A 20208-nucleotide genomic window follows, 5' to 3' on the forward strand; every position below is an offset into this window, starting at 1 on the left:
TCTAGAGCTTCTGCGTGAATTCGGGAACGATGGTGAACAGGTCGCCGACGAGGCCGAGGTCCGCGACCTGGAAGATCGGGGCGTCCTCGTCCTTGTTGATGGCGACGATGACCTTCGAGTCCTTCATGCCCGCGAGGTGCTGAATGGCGCCCGAGATGCCGATGGCGACATAAAGCTCCGGCGCAACGATCTTGCCGGTCTGGCCGACCTGATAGTCGTTCGGCACATAGCCCGCGTCGACCGCGGCGCGCGATGCGCCCACTGCCGCGCCGAGCTTGTCGGCGAGCGGGAAGATGACCTGCTGGAACGTGTCGCTGTCCTTCAGCGCGCGGCCGCCCGATACGATGATCTTGGCGGAGGTGAGCTCCGGACGCTCCAGCTTGGCGATCTCGGCGCCGACGAAGCTGGAAAGACCCGCGTCACCGCTGCCGGAAACCGCCTCGACGCTTGCCGAGCCGCCGTCACCGGCCTTTTCGAAGGCCGTGCCGCGCACAGTGATCACCTTTTTGGCGTCGCCCGACTGCACGGTGGCGATGGCGTTGCCCGCATAGATCGGCCGCTCGAACGTGCTGGCGTCGACGATCCCGGTGATCTCGGAGATCTGCTGCGTGTCGAGCTTCGCGGCAACGCGCGGCGCGATGTTCTTGGCCGATGTGGTGGCGGGCGCGACGAGCGCATCGTAGCTCGCCATCAGGCCTTCGATCAGCGGCGCGACGTTTTCGGCAAGGCCGTTGGCATAGGCCGCATCGTCGGCGAGCAGCACCTTCGAGACGCCCGCGATCTTCGCGGCGGCGTCGGCTGCACCCTGCGCGCCTTGCCCCGCGACGAGCACGTGCACGTCGCCGCCGAGCTTGCCGGCAGCGGTGATGGCGACGCGGGTTGCATCCTTGATCGAGGCGTTGTCGTGTTCAGCGAGGACGAGGACGCTCATGCGATCGCTCCCATTTCCTTGAGTTTGCCGATGAGGGCGTCGACCGAATCGACCTTGATGCCCGCCTGCCGCTTCGGCGGCTCGGTGACCTTCAGCGTCTTCAGGCGCGGCGTGACGTCGACGCCGTAGTCGGCGGGCGTCTTCGCATCGATCGGCTTGGACTTCGCCTTCATGATGTTCGGCAGCGAGGCATAGCGCGGCTCGTTGAGGCGAAGGTCGGTGGTGATGATGGCCGGGGCCTTCAGGCTCACCGTCTCGAGGCCGCCGTCGACTTCGCGCGTCACGTTCACCTTGTCGCCCGCCACTTCAACCTTGGAGGCGAAGGTGCCCTGCGCCCAGCCGAGCAGCGCGGCGAGCATCTGGCCGGTCTGGTTAGCGTCGTCGTCGATCGCCTGCTTGCCGAGGATGACGAGGCCGGGGCCTTCGGCTTCTGCGATCTTCGCAAGGATCTTCGCAACCGCGAGCGGCTCGGTGGTGACGTCGGTGGTGACGAGGATGCCGCGGTCGGCGCCCATGGCGAGCGCGGTGCGCAGCGTTTCCTGGCACTGTTGAACGCCGATGGAAACCACGACGATCTCGGTCGCCGCGCCTTTTTCCTTCAGGCGGATCGCCTCTTCGACAGCAATCTCGTCGAAGGGGTTCATGCTCATCTTGACGTTGGCAAGCTCGACGCCCGACTGGTCGGACTTCACGCGGGCCTTCACGTTGTAATCGATGACCCGCTTCACGGGCACTAGGATCTTCATCGGCATCCTCCGGAAAGCTGGCCCGGCCTCTAGGAGCCGGATCGCGCGACGACCTGCGTCAACAGGACGTATGTGTCAACGCCCAAGGCAAGCAACTCACCGTTTGACGTGAAGAATTCGCGTGCCAGAATGGCGCAACTCCAAAAAGAAGCAGTCGGGGTCGGTCGTGAACAGGGAGACATCGCCGGGCGGCGGTGGCGTGCATTTGCGTTTGCAGCTCCTGGGAGAGGTGCGATTCAGCGTCGGCAGTGCGGATGTCACGCCGCGCTCCAAGCGCGCGCGCGCGCTCGTCGCGTATCTTGCGCTCTCGCGTGGGTATACGGCTACGCGTGCGCGGCTTGCTGATCTGTTCTGGGGTGATCGTGGGGAAGCGCAGGCGCGCGGCAGCCTCCGGCAATGCCTGCTCGAAGTCCGCAGCGCCGCGGGCGATACCGGCGTCGACATTCTCTCTTCGGACCGGGAAAGCGTCTCGCTGGGCCATGGCTGGACGAGCGATATCGCCGAGATCGAGGCGGCGATGACGGGGCCATCTGCAAGCATCGCGGATGCGATCGAAACTGCGGGGCGGGAACAACTGCTCGGCGGGCTGTTCGTCAGCGATGAGTATGACGAGTGGCTGACGCTCGCCCGCGCCGATTTTGATGCGCGGCTTGCCGATGCGGCGCGGCGCGGCCTCTCCCGGGCGATAGAAACCGGCGATGCGGAGTCGGCCCGGCGCATCGCGGATCATTATCTGCTGCGCGATCCGGGCGACGAAGAGGTCACCGTGCTCGCCATGCGGGCCGATGCGATGCGCGGCGCGGCACCTATTGCCCACCGGCGCTTCCAGAAGCTGCGGGACTATCTCGCTGCCGAACTGGGCACAGTGCCAGGCTCTACCGCGCTCGACGCGCTTGCCGCAGTCGCCAGCGCGCCGGTGGCCGAGCCTGTAGCGCTGGCAGCGCCCGCGCTTCCAGTGCTTCCCGCCCACGATGGGCCGCCGCTGCTGCTGGTGTGCCCCTTCGCCGAAACGGGCTTTGCGAGCAATCTGATGCACCTTGCGGATGGTGTGCGCGAGGAGGTTCTGTCCGGCCTGTCCCGCTTCAAGGATCTGCGAGTGCTGGTGGAAGACCGTATGCCGTCGTCGGACGAGGCGGCGATGTTCGGCGCGGGAACGATCGCCTATGCGCTCACCGCAACGCTCCGGCAATCGGGCACGCACATGCGGGTGACACCGGTGCTGACGCGCCTTTCCGATCGTTCGGTCGTCTGGTCGAACCCCGTGTCGATCGAGGTGGGCGATCTTCAGGAGGCGATCGATGCGATGGTCGATCGGATCATCGGTGCGGTGACGCCGCGCGTCGAGCGCGATGCCGTTCCGCGCGCACAGCCGGGTGCCGTGTACGACCGTTACCTCGTTGCCCGCCACCGCGCGCGGACGGCGGCCACGCTGGGCGAAGCGAAAGCGGCGGCCGATCTTCTCGAAGGCGTGATCGCCGACGCGCCGGACCTCGCGGTCGCCTATCCGCATCTCATCCGGCTCTACAATACCAACTATTTCTACAAGATCGCAGGTATCGACCCAGCGCCGAACCGGGTGCGTGCCTTCGAGCTGGCGAAGACCGCGCTGTCGCTCGATCGTGGCCACATTCACGGCTACACGGTGATGGGCTGGTGCCAGCTCTGGCGCGGCGGATGGGATGCCGCGCGCGCGCATTTCGAAAAGGCGGTGGAGCTCAACCCCTATCACTCGGAGCGCATCAAGGAGGCGGCCTTCGGCCTCATTTTCCTCGGCGAACATGCGAAAGGCGGCGACTATCTGCAGCGCTGCCTCGATCTCGATCCGCTGCCCAACGACAATTTCTTCGAAGACCTCGGCTTCCTCAAACTGATGCAGCGGAGGCCTGACGAGGCCGTGGCCTACTTCGACCTGATCGTGGAGCCGACGGTGTTCGCCGATCTCTACGGCGTGCTTGCAAGCTGCGCGGTCGGGCATCCCGCAGGACAGGCCATGGCGGCAGCGTGGCGGCAGCGCATCGCGGCGATCTGGTCGCCCGACGTGCCGATGACGGACGGCAACATGGTCTCGTGGCTGCACGCGCACCTGCCGTTCCGGAAGCCCGAACATTGGTCGCTGTTTTCGTCCTATCTCGGCCCCGTGCTCAGGGACGCTCATCCCGAAGCCGCTTGAGGAATAGCGTTTCGGGCGGCGGCTCGCGACGGCAGGGGGTGAATGGTGCGGTGATGGCGGCAGTGATGGCGCCTTGCGCATCTCGAGCCTTCTGCGAAACGAAGCCGGTCGGCAGCCACGCCGCGAAACGCTCTGCGCGGTCCGGTAACAGCTCTGCGGCGGTGGAGATCAGCGCGGGTATCGTGCGGTCCTTGAAGAAGATGGCGTGCGACGCGGTACGAAGGCGCTGAGCCTCGTCCACAGTCAGCACGTGCGCACGAAGCGCTGCGGCGAGCGTGGCACGCACATCGACCTGCGCCAGTGAAAGCGCGCGGTGACCCAAGGCGCTCGGCGCGTGGGCAACCGCCACCTCGTCGTCCCCGATAATGCGCCCGGCGGCATAGGCGCGCGCAATGGCGCCCTCCGGACGCATCCCGAAGCGGTGAAGCTCCGCGGCGCGGAGCGCGCCAAGGCTTGCCGCCCCCCACACGTCGAAGCCTTCGGCGAGCAGCACAAGGATTTCCTTGTGCCACGGCGCGCGCGCGGCTTCGAAGATGCCGTCGATGAGCAGCACGCGGTGCGGCGGCTGTTTGGCAAGCGCGAGCATGTCGCCGGCGCTGGCCGGGGGAAGATATGTGATGGTGTCGGCGGTGGTGCGGTTTTCGGGGGAGAGCGTGGGGCCGATGTAAACGCTTAAAGGCATTGTTCGGAGCCCAGCATTCCCGGCATCCACAGCCGTACGACGCTGACGCTGCGGCAGGGCGGGGAGATGTCGCAGCGCAGCATGTTCCGTACGCCGTCCTCGGCAAGGCGCGCGCACAGCGCTTCAAGCCTGGGGCGCGCCGAATAGGCATCGCGCACGCGGTGCCAGTCTATGCTTTGACCGGTTGGCGCCCCGAGCGCGCGATGCCCGGCCTGCGTGGGTTCTTCGGGCGTGATGTCGTCGCGCGCTCCGCTGATGATGGTGAGGCGCGATTGTGCCGCCTCGGCGAAGGCGCGGAACAGAGCGTCGTCGGGATCGGGGCGACACGCGGCGCCTAGGAACGAGGGCGCATAGCCTGGATCATCGAGACGGCACATCACCACCGGGAGTCGGCCGGCGCCCTCCACGACATACACGGCAATGGCGATGCCGAGACCCGCGAGATGGTGCGTAAGCGCGTGGAACCACGGCGCTTCTATCGTCTCTGGATCAACGCGCGCCCGCGCCTGCCCGGCCATGCCGCCTTTGAGCCAGTAGGCCTGCGCGTCGCGTTCGATGCGTTCGAGGAGTGCCGCTACGGTTGCGTCCTCAAGGTTTGCCCCCGCACCAAGGCCAAGGCTTGATCGCGCGAAGGGGCTGTCGCCATCAAACGTGAAATCCACCGAAACCGTATCGAAGGGGACGAAAATCCGGCCACCTTCCGGGAAGCGCTCCGCCGCGTGCCAACGGACGGGCGCATCCGGCCAACGCGTTCGGCTTGGCCGGACCTCGCCATAGTCGAGGAAGCGGGGTAGGCGTGTCTCCTCGTCAAGGTCGTCGTAGCGGCAGAACGGCCCGTCCACCTGCACGGATTCCGCGCACGCCCCCTCGATCGCCTCCATTACGGCGGAAATGCGCGCGTCGGCTTCGCACCGCCCCTTGCCCTGATGTACGGCAAGCGAGCGACTCATCGGACGCACCGCCTGAAACACCGGCAGGCCGATGCGATCGAGGTGCGTCACCTCGCCGACCCGCGTGACGCCTGCCCAGTCGAGCACCGGGCCGAGCTGCAGGAGCAGCGCCGCGGAATCGACCTGCCGCCAACGGTCGGAGGGCGGCACCAGCGTCAGCCATTCGGGAAGTGTCCGGGCATAATCCCCCGTTCGCTGCCGGAACCCGGCAGCGCCACCGCTCATCACAAGCCGATTGTCCGCTTTACTTACCGCCGCCCCAGGTCTGCTGGAAGGCCATGACGTTGTTGGCCTTGGGCAGCTTTACCGCCTCGACCGAATCGCCCGCCTTCTTCGCGGCGTCGAAGATACGGATGAGGTTTTCGACGTCAGACTTTTCCTGATCGGTCTTCGCCTGTGCGAGATCGTAAGTCGCGACCGACTGGGTGACGTAGTAAGTTTCGCCATCCTTGATGATGAACGTCGGTTCGCTGGAGCCGCCGAGCTGAACGCGCGTGATCGTCGGGGGTACGCTCATGGTTTCTGCCTCCTGCCTGATGGATTCAGTCCGCATTGCCTACGTCCGGCGGCAGGAAAGCGCCAGAGACAAACAGAGTGAAGATCAGATTTCCAGAAGGTTGGTGAAGTGGATGTCCTCTTCCTCCGCGCACTTTCCGATCCGAATCCGGTTCGGCCGGTGCTCGGCAAAGAAAAGGCGCGGTGCGGCATCGGCGCCCGCAAGCATCGCGGGTGCGCCGGGCATGTCGACAGCGCGGCTGGCGGGTGCGGTGGCGTTGAACGCGGCGGCGGCGAGCGCGGCGGCAACGAGAATGCGCTTGAGATCGGACGGCATGGGTTCGCGCTTTCAAAGGAGAATTTCGTGCCGGCAGCGGCTGCGACCACCACCACCGACACGTGCTCTTCTAGGCTGCCAGCGTCAGCCGCCCTGCGAATGCTCCGTCAGATCATCGTCAAATCGCCCAAAATGGGGCGTTACGGCTCCATTTCGTGTGCGCCGCCGCGCCACAGGTGCAGGCTGAACAAGCCGCGCGCATCGGTCCAGTAGCGGATAGGCCGCCACCCGGCCGCGCGGGCAAGGAGGCGCGCCTCCTCGATCGTGTATTTGTGGCTGTTTTCAGTATGGATCGTCTCGCCTTCGCGAAGACTGAACGTTTCGCTGGCTGCATGGAAGCGTACGTCGCGTGTCGCAGCGAGATGCATTTCGATACGGCCGAGATCGTCGTTCCACAGCGCGCGGTGCTCGAAGGCGTCCAGCGGGATGTTGCCGCCGAGTTCGCGGTTGATGCGCGCCAGCAGGTTGAGGTTGAACGCTGCGGTCACGCCGGCCGAATCGTCGTAAGCCGCCTCGATCAGGCGCGGGTTCTTGCGCAGATCGATGCCGATGGCGAGCCACGGCGCTTCTCCGAGCGTGGCGCGGAACGCGCGTAGCAGGTCGATGGCGGCGGCGTGTGTGAGGTTGCCGATGGTGGAGCCGGGGAAGAAGCCGATCATCGGGCTGCCCCGGGTGGCCCGGGGAAGTGCGATCGGTTTCGTGAAGTCCGCCGCAACCGGCAGGATATCGAGACCGGGCAGAAGGCGCGCCAACCCGGCGGCTGCATCGTGCAGGAAGTCCGCGGAAATATCGATCGGCACGTAAGCGGAGGCTCGCACAGCCTCCACGAACACCGGAGTTTTCGTCGAGGAGCCCGAACCGAACTCCACAACCACCTTGCCGGTGCCGGCGATTCGTCCGATTTCGTGGGCGTGCGCATCCAGAAGGGCTGTTTCGGTGCGGGTTGGGTAATATTCGGGAAGTGTGGTGATCGCTTCGAAAAGCTCGGAACCCTGTCGATCATAGAGGTAGCGCGCCGGGATCACCTTGCGGGGCTGAGACAGTCCCCGCACCACGGCATCCGCGAAATCGTCCTTCAGCAGGGCTTCTGTTGCTGACGTCATGACGCATCCGTTCCTAAATGTCTTTCGCCAGCCGTACGCCGGTGAATTGCCAGCGCTGGTGGGGATAGAAGAAGTTGCGATAGGTGTTGCGGGCGTGGTCTGCGGGCGTTGCGCACGATGAGCCTTTCAGCACGAATTGCCCGCACATGAACTTGCCGTTGTACTCGCCGACCGCGCCCGCCGCCGGCTGGAAGCCGGGATAGGCGGCGTAGGCGCTTTGGGTCCATTGCCAGCAGGCGCCGAACATTTGCGACAGTGCCGGGCTTCCAGCCATCGCTTCCCATTCCGCCTCACGCGGCAGGCGCGCGCCGGCCCAGCGCGCGAAGGCGTCGGCCTCGAAATAGCTGATGTGCGTTGCGGGTGCGGCGGTATCGATGGACCGTCGCCCTGCGAGCGTCATCGTGGACCAGCCGCCGTCTTCGCGCTGCCAGTAAAGCGGCGCGGTGACGTCATCGCGCTCTACCCATGCCCATCCGTCCGAAAGCCAGAGCGTTGGCGTACGATAGCCGCCGTCATCGATGAACGTCGCCCATTCGGCGTTCGTCACAAGCCGCGATCCGAGCGCGAAGGGTTGCAGCAGAACGGGATGGCGGGGCGTTTCGCAGTCGAACGCGAAGCCATCACCAGCGTGGCCGATGGAAACGATGCCGCCGGGATGCGCCAGCCAATCATGGGCATCGGCGTTTGCCGCCGGGAACGGAGCGTCCTCCGTATAAACGGGCGCGAGGGGGTTTTCCGAGAACAGGTGCAGCAGATCGGTCAGCAGCAGTTCCTGATGCTGCTGCTCGTGGTGGCAGCCGAGCGTGACCAGTGCCCGCGCGGCGTCCGGCAGATCATCGAGCGCGCGGTCCAGCGCGGCATCGACGTGCGTGCGCCACGCGAGAACTTCGGCAAGCGCCGGTCGCGTCAGGAGGCCACGCCGGTCGCGGCGGAGGCGCGGCCCGGCGGATTCGTAGTAGCTGTTGAACAGGAAGCCGTATGCCGGGTTGAAAGCGCGGTAACCCGGCATGTGTGGCGTCAGCACGAAGGTTTCGAAGAACCATGTCGTGTGCGCGAGGTGCCATTTCGCGGGACTTGCATCGGGCATCGACTGTGCGCTCGCGTCGGCGTCCGAAAGCGGGGCGGCAAGATCAAGGCTATGTTGCCGTGTCGCCCGGAAGAACTCCCGAAGCGAAGCGGATTGTGAAACCGTTCGTGAAGCCATGTGCTTCCCCATGCGCGGGGAAGGGCCGGCTCAGCTTTCCCTGTTTGCGCCGGGAACCCAAAGCACGTCGGCCCTGCCCTTGTCGTTGCAGTGACGTGCCATGACAAACAAATGATCGGACAAACGGTTCAAATATTTGATCGGCAGATCGCCGATCGCATCCGTCTCGTTCGCCTCCACCGCGATGCGCTCGGCACGGCGGACGACGGTGCGCGCGACGTGGAGATGCGCGGCAAGCGCTGATCCGCCGGGCAGGATGAAGCTGGTGAGCGGCTCCAGATCGGCGTTCATCGCATCGATCTCGCGCTCCAGCCGGTCGACCTGCGCCTGTGTGACGCGGAGTGCGCCCGTGATCTCGCCCGGTGTCGCGAGGTCGGCGCCGAGGTCGAAGAGGTCGTTCTGGATACGCGCCAGCATCGCATCGTCTTCGCCGGTCGCATGAAGCCGCGCCACGCCGATCGCGCTGTTCGCCTCGTCGGCAGTGCCGTAGGCGGCCACGCGCGCGTCGTGTTTGGCGCGGCGGCTGCCGTCGACGAGGCCGGTGGTGCCGTCGTCTCCTGTGCGCGTGTAGATCTTGTTGAGCTTGACCATGAAATCAGCCGCCGTTCCGGGACATCATGATGAGGATGATGACCAGAACAACGGTGACGCCCTGCAGCAGCACACGGTAGCTCATCAGCTTGTTCGATTGCTGGCCGGTAATGTCCTTCCCACGCGCCATCACGATGATGCCGCGCACGAGAACGGCGGCAGTCGCGAGCGCGCCGAGCACGATGAGGGTGATGACGAGTCCGGTCATTCGTCAAGACTAATACGGGTTTCGGCGCGCATGTCACGCCGCTGCGTATCCGTGCTCAGAATTTGTAGACGAGGCTGGCGCGCGTCACTGTGTCGGTCTTCACGCGGTCGTCCGGCGGATCGGTTTCGTGCTTCACATCGAACGACAGGCGTGTCGAAAGGCTGCCGACGAGCTTCGTGGTGAGCGCGCTGTTGGCGAACAGCGTGTCGTTGCCGTTGCCCACGATGAAGCCCGCGTCTTCCGTGAAGATGAGATCGCCGACGATCGTCCAGCGCAGGTTGGTCTTGCCGCGCACGCTGAGCTCATTCCGGCTGCGGTCTGCATCGGGCTCCAGTTCATCGAAGACGAAGCGCGTCTGCCGAAGCGCCGGGCCGCCTTCGAGCGCGAGCCGCAGGCGTGGGCGCTCCGCTGCGATCCAGCCGAAACCGGCGGATTCGGTGAAGCGGCGGCTGAAACCTGCGAAGCGATCGTTTTCCCAGCCGATGAAGCCGAAGGTGTAGAAGCGCGGGCTGAAGCGATGATCCGCCTGATAGGAGGCGCCGTAGCGTTCGCGCGTACGCTCGCCGTCCGATTCCTGGAAATCGGCCTCGGCGAACAGGCGGTGTCGCCACGTGAGGCCTTGTTTCACAAGATCGATCTTGCCGGATGCGCCCTGCTGATCGGTGTTGCCGGTGGTGAAGGTCGCGCCGAGCGCGGCCTCGCCCTCCCAGCCGTTTGTGAAGCCCTGCGTTGCCAGAATCCGGCGGCGCTGCTTCTCGGCTTCCTGCACGGCACGGATTTCCGAAACCATCGCGTCGATCTCAGCCATCGCCTGCGGCTGCGTGCGGCGTGCGAGCGCCGCGATCGTATCGAGCTGGCCGGGCTCTGCCGCGCGGATCATCTCGGCGACGGGCGCAGGCAGCACGCCTTCGGCGGGCTTCTCTTCAGCCGGCACCTCGGCAGGCACCTCAACGGACGCCTCGACGGGCACCTCAAGGGGCGGGGCCGCCTGCGCGGACGCAGTGGCGGCGGCAACGCAAAAGGGAGCGGCGAGCGCGATACGCCACACGTGTCGATCTCCTTGTCTCTCGCCCCCCGGCGGACACCGCCTAACAAAAGTCGGCGCGTCAGGCAAAACCGAGCTGATGTTTTATCACTTCGGGCGGGACGCCGCGCGCACGAAGCTCGGCGAGTGTTTCGGCGCGATCGCGCTTGGCAAGGCGCTTGCCGTCCGGGCCTGTGAGCAGCGGATGGTGGTGGTAGCGCGGCGTCGGCAGCCCGAGCAGCGCCTGCAACAGACGGTGGATGTGCGTCGCGGAAAACAGATCCTCGCCGCGCACGATGTCGGTAACACCCTGCAGTGCGTCGTCGACAGTGACCGAGAGGTGGTAGCTGGTGCCTGCATCCTTGCGCGCGAGCACGACGTCGCCTTCCGCCTCGGGCGTTGCCGCGATCTCGCGCTCAGCCGCGTCGTGCCACGAAAGCGGCCCGGCGATGGCGGCGGCGCGATGCACATCGAGGCGCCATGCGTGCGGCTCTGCCATTCGCCCGGCGCGTGTTTGCGCATCTAGCGCGCGGCAGGTGCCCGGGTAGAGCGCCTGCATGCCGTGCGGGGCGGTGGCCGCGGCGGCGATGTCGGCACGCGTGCAGAAGCAGGGATACGCCACACCCGCCGCCTGCAACCGCGCGAGCGCCGCGGCATAGTCGGCCATGTGCTCGGATTGGCGGCGCACGGGCGCTTCCCATGCGAGGCCGAGCCACACGAGATCCTCGAAAATACCGTCCACGAACTCGGGGCGACAGCGCCCGGTGTCGATGTCCTCGATGCGTAGCAGGAAGCGGCCGCCGTGCGCTTCGGCAAAGCGGAACGCCATGAGCGCCGAGAAGGCGTGGCCCAAATGCAGTCGCCCCGTGGGGCTCGGCGCGAAGCGCGTGACGACCGTTATGATGGACTCCTCGAAAATCTTGGCGCAGTCTGCACAAAGCGCATTGACCTCACCCCAGATCAAGTGGTGTCATAGCGGCGACACACAATACGCTGTATGGTGCGTGCAGTAAGGTTACGGACGGCCGGTGCGGCCGCCTTGCGTGCGACAGGGTACGGGTAGCGCCCCGGCAGTCCGCGAAATTGCGGACTGGGGCTCAATGTATACGACCGAACTTCTCGATGCGCGTGCGGTTTCGCCGGAGAGTTGCCCGGCATTGGTGTTGAACGCCGATTATACGCCGCTTTCTTATTATCCGCTCAGCCTGTGGTCGTGGCAGACCGCGATCAAGGCGGCGTTTCTCGATCGGGTCTCGGTCGTCGCCGAATACGACCGCGTGGTGCACAGCCCGCGCTTCGCGATGCGGCTGCCCTCGGTGATCGCACTTCGGGATTATGTGAAGCCGTCGTCGCATCCGGCGTTCACGCGCTTCAACCTGTTCCTGCGCGATCGGTTCAGCTGCCAGTATTGCGGCGGGCGGCACGATCTCACCTTCGATCACGTCGTCCCGCGCGCCTACGGCGGTCGCACGACATGGGTGAACGTCACTACGGCGTGCGCGCCCTGCAACCTGCGCAAGGGCGGACGCACGCCGGCGGAGGCGCACATGGCGCTGCGCTCGGCGCCTCGCCAGCCAACCGCGCACGAGCTGCAGGTGAATGGCCGGGCCTTCCCGCCGCACCACCTCCATGAAACGTGGCGCGATTACCTCTATTGGGACACCGAACTCGAGGCCTAGACGTTCTCCTGTTGCGGTGCAGCATCGGCGGGAATAGCGTTGCCCGCATGAACCCCGTTCCACTACGCCAGCCCGCCGCCATGCTTTCCGACCGTGATGAAGTGCGCCACCTCGGCCGTCTTCTGGGTGACGTCATCCGCGATTTCGATGGCAAGGCCGCGTTCGATACGATCGAGGCGTTGAGGCAGGCCTCGGTCGCGGTGCACCGTGACGACGGGCCGGAACGGCGCGCCGAACTCGCGCGGCTCCTCGCTGGGCTCAGCCTCGACGAGGCGGTGCGTTTCATCCGCGGCTTCCTCAACTTCTCGCTCCTCGCGAACATCGCCGAGGATCGGCAGGCGGCGATCGTGCCGGAGGGATCGGAAACCCGCCCCGAACGCCTCGAAGGTGCGCTCGCCGAACTCGCGCGTCACGGCATTGCGCCGGGAGAGGTCGCAGCGACATTGATGGGCGCGCTGATCTCGCCCGTGCTCACGGCGCACCCGACCGAGGTGCGGCGCAAAAGCGTGATCGATCGCGAGAGCGCCATTGCCGAACTCATTGCGAGCCGTCCGTCTGTCGCCGATGCTGGGGCCGTCGATGCGGAGCTTTACCGGCAGATCGCATTGCTCTGGCAAACACGCCCGCTGCGCGCGGTGCGCCTGCTCGTCGTCGACGAGATCGCGAATGTGCTCTCGGTGATGCGCGACAGCCTGCTGCCGGTGTTGCCCGCGCTGCACCGCCGTGCCGAGGCGCTGATGGGCGCCGAGGTCGGCAGCTTCCTGAAACCGGGCAGCTGGATCGGCGGTGACCGCGACGGCAACCCGTTTGTCACCGCCGAAACGTTGCGCGCGGCACTCGCGGGGCAAGCGCGCGCGGCGCTGCAATATTATCTGGACGAGGTGCACCGGCTCGGCGCTGAACTTTCGATCAGCGCCTCGATCGCGGGCATCACGCCGGACCTTGCCGCGCTTGCCGACGAAAGCGGTGATGAGTCTCCGCACCGGCAGGACGAACCCTATCGCCGCGCGCTTTCGGGCATCTACGCGCGCCTCGCAGAGACCCATGCGGAACTGACGGGCACCCGCCCGCCGCGCGCCTCGACGCTGATCGCGGAGAGCTATGCCGGGCCGGATGCGCTGATCGCCGACCTCGAGGTGGTGCGCGCGAGCCTTGTCGCGCACGGCGGCGAGCGGCTGGTGGGCAATCGTCTCGACGACCTGATCCGCGCTGCGCGCATCTTCGGCTTTCACCTTGCCTCACTCGACATGCGGCAGAACAGCGGTATCCACCGCGCCGTCGTTGCGGAGTTGCTGCGCGAGGCGGGTGTGTGCGCCGATTATGAAGCCCTCACACCCGATGAGCGCACGGCGCTGCTGCGCAGCGAACTCGCGCACCGGCGTATGCTCGGCAGTCCGTTTGCCGAGTATTCGGATCTCGCGCAAAGCGAGCTCGCCATCCTGCGCGCGGCCGCCGAGGCGCAAGCGCGCTACGGCCCGGCCGCCGTCCGCAACTACGTGATCTCGCACTCGACCTGCGTCGCCGATCTGTTCGAGGTGTACCTGCTCCTGAAGGAAGTCGGCCTTTACCGACCCGGCGATATTCCGGCATGTGACGTCATGGTGTCGCCGCTGTTCGAGACGATCGAGGATCTCGAAGCCGCGCCTGCCGTGATGCGTGCATTCCTGTCGATGCCGGAAGCGCAGGCGCTCGCCGAAGCGCGCGGTGGCGTGCAGGAAGTGATGATCGGCTATTCGGACAGCAACAAGGACGGCGGCTATCTGACGTCGAGCTGGGCGCTGTTCGAAGCGTCGCAGGCGCTCGCCGATGTATTCGCCGGGGCGGGTGTGCGGCTGCAGCTTTTTCACGGGCGCGGCGGCACGGTGGGGCGCGGCGGCGGCTCGGCGTTCGCGGGCATCCGTGCGCAGCCGCCGGGCACGGTCGGCGCGCGTATCCGCATCACGGAACAGGGTGAGGTGATCGCCTCCAAATACGGGACGCCCGCACTCGCTGCGCTGAATCTCGAAACCATGACGTCAGCAACGTTGCTCGCGACGCTGGCACCGCCCGAAACCGATCCTGCCGACCTCGCGCGCTTTCGCGCGGCGATGGAGACGCTGAGCGCCGCCGCGCGCACGGCGTATCGCGGGCTCGTTTACGAGACGCCCGGCTTCAACACGTATTTCCGTGCAGCAACGCCCGTAGGCGAGATCGCCGAACTCAAGATTGGCTCACGGCCGTCGTCGCGCACGAAGTCCGACCGGATCGAGGATCTGCGTGCGATCCCCTGGGTGTTCAGCTGGTCGCAATCGCGCGTGATGCTGCCCGGCTGGTACGGCGTCGGCACGGCGCTCGCCGGGTTTGAAGACAAGGGGCTGCTACGCGCGATGAACGCCGAGTGGCCGTTCTTCGCGGCGACGCTTTCGAACATGGGAATGGTGCTCGCGAAGTCCGACATCGATATCGCCGCGCTCTACAGCGATCTCGTGGAAGACGAGGCGATTCGGGCCAAGGTGTTCGGCGCGATCAGTGCGGGCTGGCACCGCACGCGGGGTGCGCTGCTGGAAATCACCGGCAAGGCTGATGTACTCGGCGACGATCCCGTGCTCGCGCGCCGCATCCGTATGCGCCTGCCCTACATCGAGCCGCTGAACGCGCTGCAGGTGGAACTCATCCGCCGCTATCGGCGCGGCGAGACGGATGCCCGCGTGCGCGAGGGCATCCACCTCACGATCAACGGCATCGCCGCGGGTCTGCGCAACAGCGGTTAGGCGAAATAGTCTTTGAGGATGCGCCCGTAGATGCGGGTGAGCGCGTGGAGATCATCCACGGCGACATGTTCGTCCGTTTTGTGCATCGATTGGCCGGGCAGGCCGAATTCTACGACCGGGCACAGGCGGCGGATGAAGCGTGCGTCCGATGTGCCGCCGCTGGTCGAGAACTCGGTTTCGACGCCGGTTTCGGCGCGGATCGCATCGGCGAGAAGCGCACTGAAATCGCCGGGTTCGGTGAGGAACGCCTCGCCCGAAATCTTTGCCTCGACGCTTGCACCGGCCGTCTCGCGCGCGGCGACCTTTTCGATCCACTGCACGAGGCTCGCGCCGGTGTGCTCGTCGTTGAAACGGATGTTGAGCCGCGCTTCCGCGATCGCCGGGATCACGTTCGTCGCCGGATTGCCTACGGTCATGTCGGTGACTTCGAGGTTCGAATGATCGAACCACGCATTGCCGGTATCAAGCTCGCGCGCCTGCAGCGCGTGGAGAATGTTGACGAGGTGGCGGATCGGATTGTCAGCCATGTGCGGATAGGCGACGTGGCCCTGCGCGCCTTGCACACGAATCCACACGTTCACCGAACCACGCCGCCCGATTTTCACCATGTCGCCCAGCCGGTGCCGGCTGGTGGGTTCGCCGACGAGGCAGTGATCGGGGACGTTGCCGGTCGCCTCCATCCAGTCGAGCAGCGGCTTGGTGCCGAACGTTGCCGGGCCTTCCTCGTCGCCGGTGATGATGAGGCTGAGCGAACCCTGCGCGGGAATATTCCCGGCGGCCGCCGCGACGAACGCGGCGATGGCGCCCTTCATGTCGGCGGCACCGCGTCCGACCAGTTGCCCGTTCCTGACTTCGGCGGCGAACGGCTCCACCGACCACCCGTCGCGGTTGCCCACTGGCACCACATCGGTGTGCCCGGCGAAGGCAAAATGAGGGCCGCTGCTTCCGATGCGCGCGAAGAGATTGTGTACGGGGCCGTCGGGCGCTTCGCCCCACACGTGCCGCCACACCTTGAAGCCGATCGCCTCCAGCGCTTCGGCGAGCACCGCCTGCGCCCCTTCGTCGCGCGGCGTGATGCTGGGGCAGTGGATGAGCGCGCGGGCAAGCGCAAGCGGATCGGTGGCAGCGGACATGAGAGGTGCTTATAGTGGTGCCGCTGGGTTAAGGAAGCGCCATGCCAAAACTCGATCTCGATGCGATCCCCGAAGTCTGCCGCACCGGCTATCCCGCGCCCCATAACGCCGCCGTCGCGGGGCGGCACTACCGGCGGCTCGCAGGACCGGGCGGTCTCACCGATTTCGGCGTCAATTTCTGCAGGCTCGAACCCGGCGCATGGTCGAGCCAGCGCCATTGGCACAGCACGGAGGATGAGTTCGCGATGCTGATTTCGGGCGAGGCGGTGCTGGTGACGAACGCGGGCGAGACGCTGATGCGTCCCGGCGACTGCGCTGCCTTTCCCAAGAACGACGGTGATGCACACCATTTCATCAATCGTTCGGACGCGGACGCCGTGCTACTCGTCGTCGGCACCAATGTGCCGGACGATATGTGCACTTATCCCGATATCGACATGCACCTGCCACGGAACGACGGCCCGTTCACGCGCAAGGACGGCAGCGCGTTTTGATCGCGGAGGCGCGCAATGCCAAAGCGGCAGGCGCCATCATCGCGCGCGCGTTTCACGATGATCCGGACAACCGCTGGGTGTTTGGTACCCGGCCCATGGCGCCGACGTTCACGGCGCTTGCCCGCCATCTCTATCTGGCACGGGGCTTCGGGCACATGGCGGGCGGCGATGGCGCAACGCTCTGGCTGATGGATGCGCGTGACAAGAATGCGGGGCTCATCGCCACGCTCAAGGTCGCGGCTGCGCTAGGCCTGAGTGCGGGGCTTGGTGCGATGCGGCGCGGGCTCGCGCTTGATGCCGTTTTCAGCAAGGCGCATCCGCCGCAGCCGCACGCCTTCCTGTTCGCGGTCGGCGTGGTGCCGGAAGCGCAGGGCAAAGGTCTCGGCGGCGCGCTGATCCGTGCGGGCCTGGAGCGCGTCGATACTGCGGATCTGCCCTGCTATCTCGAAAGCACGAAGGAACGGAACCTGCCGCTCTATCGCCACTTCGGGTTTCAGGAACTGCCGCTGCTCGCCGCGCCGCGCGGCTGCCCGCCAGTCTGGCCGATGTGGCGACCGGCTAAAGCTGCCTGAGGAAGCTGTCCATTTCCGCCGCGACCTTTTCGCGGACGGGATCGTGGAACAGCCAGTGCCCGGCGCCCGTGATCTCGCGGTAGTCTGTGTGGCCGGTGAGCGCGCGTGCGGTCGCGCGCGCGACGGCGATGGGGGTGATGCGGTCGCGGTCGCCGACCACGACGAGCGCGGGCATCGAAAGCTTGCCGTAGTCCACCCGCGCGCCGCGCGTCTTGTCGGCCCACGGCATCGACATCTGAAAGAGCACGCGGCCCGAATCCCAAACGAGCTTCGCGATTTCCGCATTCGCGACATCGAAGGGCACTTCGTTGAAGATGCCCCAGCGCGCGCGTTCGGCGTCGATCTTCGTCGGCTGCTTCCACCACTGGCGCTTCACGGCGATGCCGAACACGGTGCGCAGCGGCGCCAGCGAAATGCTCTGGGTTTCCGCCGTCGGCCCGGGCGACAGCAGGATGAGCCCACGCGCGCCGGTGGCCTCCGCGACCTTCTGCGCGAGCATACCGCCCATCGAATGGCCGACGATCACCGGGCTTTCAGGCAGCGTGCGCACCACGGCGGCGACCGCGTCCACATAGTCCTGAATACCGATCGTGGCGAGGATGGCGGGTGGCGGCTCGGCCGGATCGATGTCGTGATAGGGCAGCGCAGGCACATGGACGGCGTATCCGGCGGCGCGGTAGCGATCTGCGAACCAGTCCCACACATGCGGTGTCGACCACATGCCGTGGATGAAGAGAAGCGGCGGCTTGCTCATGAACGGGCCCTCCGGTTCGCCAAACAGGGGCAGGTTAGTCGACAACGCCGCTTGCCGCCAGCACCGACATTGTCACCAGATCGCTCGTCGTCGAGGTCATCGGCACGATCTGCACCGGCTTCGACATGCCCATCAAGAGCGGCCCGAACACGCGTCCGCCGCCCAGCTCCTTCAGCAGCTTCGCCGAAATGTTCGCCGAATGCAGTCCGGGCATGATCAGCACGTTCGCAGGGCCGGTGAGGCGGCTGAACGGATAGAGCTTCGCCATATCGCGGTTGAGCGCGACGTCGGCGGACATTTCGCCTTCGTATTCGAAACCGACACGGCGATCGTCGAGCACGGCGACCGCGTCGCGCAGTACGGTGGTGATGTCGCCGGGTGGATTGCCGAAGTTCGAATAGGAGAGGAAGGCGACGCGCGGCGTCTTGCCCATGCGGCGGGCGACGCTTGCAGTCTGCTCGGCGATGTCGGCGAGTTGTTCAGCCGACGGGCGCTCGTTCACCGTGGTGTCCGCGATGAGGAAGCTGTCGGAGCGGCCGACGATGAGGTGGATGCCGAAGGGCACGTGGCGCGGCGCCGGGTCGATCACCTGCTGCACCTGGCTCAGCGTCTGGCTGAAATGGCGCGTCACGCCGGTGACGAGTACGTCGCCGTGGCCGAGCGCGACGAGGAGCGCGCCGAAGATGTTGCGGTCCTGGTTCACCATGCGCTGCGCGTCGCGGTAGAGCACGCCCTTGCGCTGCAGGCGCCGATAGAGATGTTCGGCCATGCCGGGCACCAGCGGGCTGATGCGGCTATTGTGGATTTCGAAGGTGGCGGCGTCGTCGACACCGAGTTTGCGCAGACCCTCCTTCACGCGGTCGTCGCGACCCACAAGCACCGGAACGCCGTAGCCCGCGTTCTTGATGGTGATCGCGGCGCGCAGCACGGTCTCTTCCTCGCCCTCGGCGAAGACGATGCGCTTGGGGTTCGCTTTCGCGGCATCGTAGCTGTTCGAAAGCACGGCCGTCGTCGGGTTCAGGCGGGCGCGGAGTTCCGTGCGGTACGCCTCTTCGTCGATGATCGGGCGCTGGGCGACGCCGGTGCGCATCGCGGCGCGGGCGACGGCGAGCGGGATCGCCTCGATCAGGCGCGGATCGAACGGTGCGGGGATGATGTATTCAGGGCCGAACACCGGCTGCTTGCCGTAAGCGACGGCGACCTCGTCCGGCACCGTCTCGCGCGCGAGATCGGCGAGCGCTTCGGCGGCGGCGATCTTCATTTCCTCATTGATCGTCGTCGCGCGCACATCGAGCGCGCCGCGGAAGATGTAAGGGAAGCCGAGGACGTTGTTGACCTGGTTCGGATAATCCGAACGGCCCGTCGCGATGATCGCGTCGGAACGCACGGCGTGCGCGTCTTCGGGCAGGATCTCGGGCACCGGGTTCGCCATCGCGAAGATGATGGGGTTGGGCGCCATCGCCTTCACCATCTCGGGGCTGAGCGCGCCCGCCGCGGAAAGGCCGAGGAACACGTCCGCGCCCTGCATCGCATCCATCAGCGTGCGCTCGTCGGTCTCGATCGCGTAGGCGGATTTCCACTGGTTGAGGTTGTGGCGATCCTTGTGGATCACGCCGTCGCGGTCGCACATGCGCACGTTCGTGCGCGGCATCCCCATCGCGATGATGAGTTCGGCGCAGGCGATGGCGGCGGCGCCGGCGCCGTTTACCACCATCTTCACATCCTTGATCGACTTGCCGGTGATCTTCAGCGCGTTGATGAGGCCGGCGGCGGAGATGATCGCGGTGCCGTGCTGGTCGTCGTGGAACACGGGGATGTTCATCATCTCGCGCAGGCGGCTTTCGATGATGAAGCAGTCCGGCGAGGCGATGTCTTCAAGGTTGATGCCGCCGAAACTCGGCTCCATCAGCGAAATGGCGCTCACCAGCGCATCGACGTCCTCGCTCGCAAGCTCGATGTCGATCGCGTCGACGTCGGCGAAGCGCTTGAAGAGGACGGCCTTGCCTTCCATCACCGGCTTCGAGGCGAGCGCGCCGAGGTTGCCGAGGCCGAGGATGGCGGTGCCGTTGGAGATGACGGCGACAAGATTGCCCTTGGCGGTGTAGTCGTAGGCGAGCACGGGGTCGGCGGCGATCGCTTCCACGGGCACCGCGACGCCGGGGGAGTATGCGAGGCTGAGGTCGCGCTGCGTCGCCATCGGCTTCGATGCGATGATCTCGATCTTGCCGGGGCGGCCCTGTGAATGGAATTGCAGGGCTTCCTGGTCGCTGAACTTGACCGAACTGCCTTTTGACAAATGTTTTCTCCACCAACGCGCCTGAGATCGCTATTAGCGTCCGCATGTGCGCTGACGCCAGTCCCCAATCCGTGAAATCTGTAAAAGCG

20 protein-coding genes are annotated in these 20208 nt (G+C 66.1%); 5 read left to right on the forward strand and 15 right to left on the reverse strand.

All coding sequences use genetic code 11. The annotated features are described in order from the left end of the window. Position 1: 1 nt before the first annotated feature. A complete protein-coding gene (locus ACE3TJ_RS10635) occupies positions 2 to 931 on the reverse strand; it encodes an electron transfer flavoprotein subunit alpha/FixB family protein (RefSeq protein ID WP_374596031.1) in 930 nt (309 codons plus the stop codon). Continuing rightward, positions 928 to 1677 (reverse strand): electron transfer flavoprotein subunit beta/FixA family protein, encoded by a 750-nt coding sequence (locus ACE3TJ_RS10640; protein ID WP_374596032.1) that lies wholly within the window; start codon positions 1675 to 1677, stop codon positions 928 to 930. The genes ACE3TJ_RS10635 and ACE3TJ_RS10640 overlap by 4 nt, the downstream gene beginning before the upstream one ends. 166 nt (positions 1678 to 1843) lie before the next feature. Here ACE3TJ_RS10640 and ACE3TJ_RS10645 point away from each other — a divergent pair, with 166 nt between their 5' ends. Next, complete coding sequence (locus ACE3TJ_RS10645) at positions 1844 to 3847, forward strand: BTAD domain-containing putative transcriptional regulator (RefSeq protein WP_374596033.1); 2004 nt, start codon at positions 1844 to 1846, stop codon at positions 3845 to 3847. Here the strand turns inward: ACE3TJ_RS10645 and ACE3TJ_RS10650 are convergent. From ACE3TJ_RS10650 to gluQRS, 10 genes are all read right to left on the reverse strand, one after another. Then, the gene (locus tag ACE3TJ_RS10650) at positions 3819 to 4529 is read right to left on the reverse strand and encodes a TfuA-like protein (RefSeq protein ID WP_374596034.1); all 711 of its coding nucleotides are present in this window, start codon (positions 4527 to 4529) and stop codon (positions 3819 to 3821) included. The genes ACE3TJ_RS10645 and ACE3TJ_RS10650 overlap by 29 nt on opposite strands. Further along, on the reverse strand, positions 4520 to 5704 hold the full coding sequence (locus ACE3TJ_RS10655) for a YcaO-like family protein (RefSeq protein ID WP_374596035.1): 1185 nt from the start codon (positions 5702 to 5704) through the stop codon (positions 4520 to 4522). Before ACE3TJ_RS10655 ends, ACE3TJ_RS10650 begins: the two co-directional genes overlap by 10 nt. Positions 5705 to 5723: 19 nt before the next feature. Next, positions 5724 to 5996, reverse strand: a complete 273-nt coding sequence (locus ACE3TJ_RS10660) for a hypothetical protein (RefSeq protein WP_374596036.1) — start codon at positions 5994 to 5996, stop codon at positions 5724 to 5726. Between the two features lie 84 nt (positions 5997 to 6080). Continuing rightward, positions 6081 to 6311, reverse strand: coding sequence for a hypothetical protein (locus tag ACE3TJ_RS10665; protein ID WP_374596037.1), 231 nt, complete (start codon positions 6309 to 6311; stop codon positions 6081 to 6083). A gap of 140 nt (positions 6312 to 6451) precedes the next feature. After that, the gene (gene egtD / locus ACE3TJ_RS10670; protein WP_374596038.1) at positions 6452 to 7414 is read right to left on the reverse strand and encodes an L-histidine N(alpha)-methyltransferase; all 963 of its coding nucleotides are present in this window, start codon (positions 7412 to 7414) and stop codon (positions 6452 to 6454) included. Positions 7415 to 7427: 13 nt separating this feature from the next. After that, positions 7428 to 8618 (reverse strand): ergothioneine biosynthesis protein EgtB, encoded by a 1191-nt coding sequence (gene egtB / locus ACE3TJ_RS10675; RefSeq protein WP_374596039.1) that lies wholly within the window; start codon positions 8616 to 8618, stop codon positions 7428 to 7430. 30 nt (positions 8619 to 8648) lie between these two features. Further along, positions 8649 to 9209 carry a cob(I)yrinic acid a,c-diamide adenosyltransferase gene (locus ACE3TJ_RS10680; protein ID WP_374596040.1) on the reverse strand — a complete coding sequence of 187 codons (561 nt, stop codon included), beginning with the start codon at positions 9207 to 9209 and terminating at the stop codon, positions 8649 to 8651. Positions 9210 to 9213: 4 nt separating this feature from the next. Beyond that, positions 9214 to 9417, reverse strand: a complete 204-nt coding sequence (locus ACE3TJ_RS10685; protein ID WP_374596041.1) for a twin transmembrane helix small protein — start codon at positions 9415 to 9417, stop codon at positions 9214 to 9216. A 55-nt stretch (positions 9418 to 9472) separates the two neighbouring features. Then, on the reverse strand, positions 9473 to 10465 hold the full coding sequence (locus ACE3TJ_RS10690) for a YdiY family protein (protein ID WP_374596042.1): 993 nt from the start codon (positions 10463 to 10465) through the stop codon (positions 9473 to 9475). A gap of 58 nt (positions 10466 to 10523) precedes the next feature. Then, positions 10524 to 11345, reverse strand: coding sequence for a tRNA glutamyl-Q(34) synthetase GluQRS (gluQRS, locus tag ACE3TJ_RS10695; protein ID WP_374599393.1), 822 nt, complete (start codon positions 11343 to 11345; stop codon positions 10524 to 10526). Positions 11346 to 11541: 196 nt separating this feature from the next. On the opposite strand from gluQRS, the gene ACE3TJ_RS10700 reads away from it, so the two are divergent. Continuing rightward, the gene (locus ACE3TJ_RS10700; RefSeq protein ID WP_374596043.1) at positions 11542 to 12120 is read left to right on the forward strand and encodes an HNH endonuclease; all 579 of its coding nucleotides are present in this window, start codon (positions 11542 to 11544) and stop codon (positions 12118 to 12120) included. A 47-nt stretch (positions 12121 to 12167) separates the two neighbouring features. Further along, complete coding sequence (gene ppc / locus ACE3TJ_RS10705; protein WP_374596044.1) at positions 12168 to 14870, forward strand: phosphoenolpyruvate carboxylase; 2703 nt, start codon at positions 12168 to 12170, stop codon at positions 14868 to 14870. Here the strand turns inward: ppc and dapE are convergent. Then, the gene (gene dapE, locus ACE3TJ_RS10710; protein ID WP_374596045.1) at positions 14867 to 16003 is read right to left on the reverse strand and encodes a succinyl-diaminopimelate desuccinylase; all 1137 of its coding nucleotides are present in this window, start codon (positions 16001 to 16003) and stop codon (positions 14867 to 14869) included. The genes ppc and dapE overlap by 4 nt on opposite strands. A gap of 41 nt (positions 16004 to 16044) precedes the next feature. Between dapE and ACE3TJ_RS10715 the strand changes: the two genes are divergently transcribed. Then, the gene (locus ACE3TJ_RS10715) at positions 16045 to 16497 is read left to right on the forward strand and encodes a cupin domain-containing protein (protein ID WP_374596046.1); all 453 of its coding nucleotides are present in this window, start codon (positions 16045 to 16047) and stop codon (positions 16495 to 16497) included. Then, entirely contained in the window at positions 16494 to 17069 is a 576-nt protein-coding gene (locus ACE3TJ_RS10720; protein ID WP_374596047.1) for a GNAT family N-acetyltransferase, read from the forward strand. The genes ACE3TJ_RS10715 and ACE3TJ_RS10720 overlap by 4 nt, the downstream gene beginning before the upstream one ends. Here the strand turns inward: ACE3TJ_RS10720 and ACE3TJ_RS10725 are convergent. Further along, positions 17056 to 17823 (reverse strand): alpha/beta hydrolase, encoded by a 768-nt coding sequence (locus ACE3TJ_RS10725; RefSeq protein ID WP_374596048.1) that lies wholly within the window; start codon positions 17821 to 17823, stop codon positions 17056 to 17058. The genes ACE3TJ_RS10720 and ACE3TJ_RS10725 overlap by 14 nt on opposite strands. Positions 17824 to 17857: 34 nt before the next feature. Further along, on the reverse strand, positions 17858 to 20119 hold the full coding sequence (locus tag ACE3TJ_RS10730; RefSeq protein WP_374596049.1) for an NADP-dependent malic enzyme: 2262 nt from the start codon (positions 20117 to 20119) through the stop codon (positions 17858 to 17860). Positions 20120 to 20208: the final 89 nt, after the last annotated feature.

The sequence above is a fragment of the Sphingosinicella sp. genome, assembly GCF_041916975.1.
GTDB lineage: Bacteria > Pseudomonadota > Alphaproteobacteria > Sphingomonadales > Sphingomonadaceae > Sphingosinicella.

Excerpts from the sequence above, each read along its gene's own strand:
- dapE (WP_374596045.1), bottom strand. The coding sequence starts at position 16,003 with ATGTCCGCTGCCACCGATCCGCTTGCGCTTGCCCGCGCGCTCATCCAC.
- ACE3TJ_RS10650 (WP_374596034.1), bottom strand. The coding sequence starts at position 4,529 with ATGCCTTTAAGCGTTTACATCGGCCCCACGCTCTCCCCCGAAAACCGC.
- ACE3TJ_RS10660 (WP_374596036.1), bottom strand. The coding sequence starts at position 5,996 with ATGAGCGTACCCCCGACGATCACGCGCGTTCAGCTCGGCGGCTCCAGC.
- ACE3TJ_RS10715 (WP_374596046.1), top strand. The coding sequence starts at position 16,045 with ATGCCAAAACTCGATCTCGATGCGATCCCCGAAGTCTGCCGCACCGGC.
- egtB (WP_374596039.1), bottom strand. The coding sequence starts at position 8,618 with ATGGCTTCACGAACGGTTTCACAATCCGCTTCGCTTCGGGAGTTCTTC.
- ACE3TJ_RS10685 (WP_374596041.1), bottom strand. The coding sequence starts at position 9,417 with ATGACCGGACTCGTCATCACCCTCATCGTGCTCGGCGCGCTCGCGACT.
- ACE3TJ_RS10655 (WP_374596035.1), bottom strand. The coding sequence starts at position 5,704 with ATGAGCGGTGGCGCTGCCGGGTTCCGGCAGCGAACGGGGGATTATGCC.
- ACE3TJ_RS10640 (WP_374596032.1), bottom strand. The coding sequence starts at position 1,677 with ATGAAGATCCTAGTGCCCGTGAAGCGGGTCATCGATTACAACGTGAAG.
- ACE3TJ_RS10725 (WP_374596048.1), bottom strand. The coding sequence starts at position 17,823 with ATGAGCAAGCCGCCGCTTCTCTTCATCCACGGCATGTGGTCGACACCG.
- egtD (WP_374596038.1), bottom strand. The coding sequence starts at position 7,414 with ATGACGTCAGCAACAGAAGCCCTGCTGAAGGACGATTTCGCGGATGCC.
- ACE3TJ_RS10700 (WP_374596043.1), top strand. The coding sequence starts at position 11,542 with ATGTATACGACCGAACTTCTCGATGCGCGTGCGGTTTCGCCGGAGAGT.
- ACE3TJ_RS10665 (WP_374596037.1), bottom strand. The coding sequence starts at position 6,311 with ATGCCGTCCGATCTCAAGCGCATTCTCGTTGCCGCCGCGCTCGCCGCC.
- ACE3TJ_RS10635 (WP_374596031.1), bottom strand. The coding sequence starts at position 931 with ATGAGCGTCCTCGTCCTCGCTGAACACGACAACGCCTCGATCAAGGAT.
- ppc (WP_374596044.1), top strand. The coding sequence starts at position 12,168 with ATGAACCCCGTTCCACTACGCCAGCCCGCCGCCATGCTTTCCGACCGT.
- ACE3TJ_RS10680 (WP_374596040.1), bottom strand. The coding sequence starts at position 9,209 with ATGGTCAAGCTCAACAAGATCTACACGCGCACAGGAGACGACGGCACC.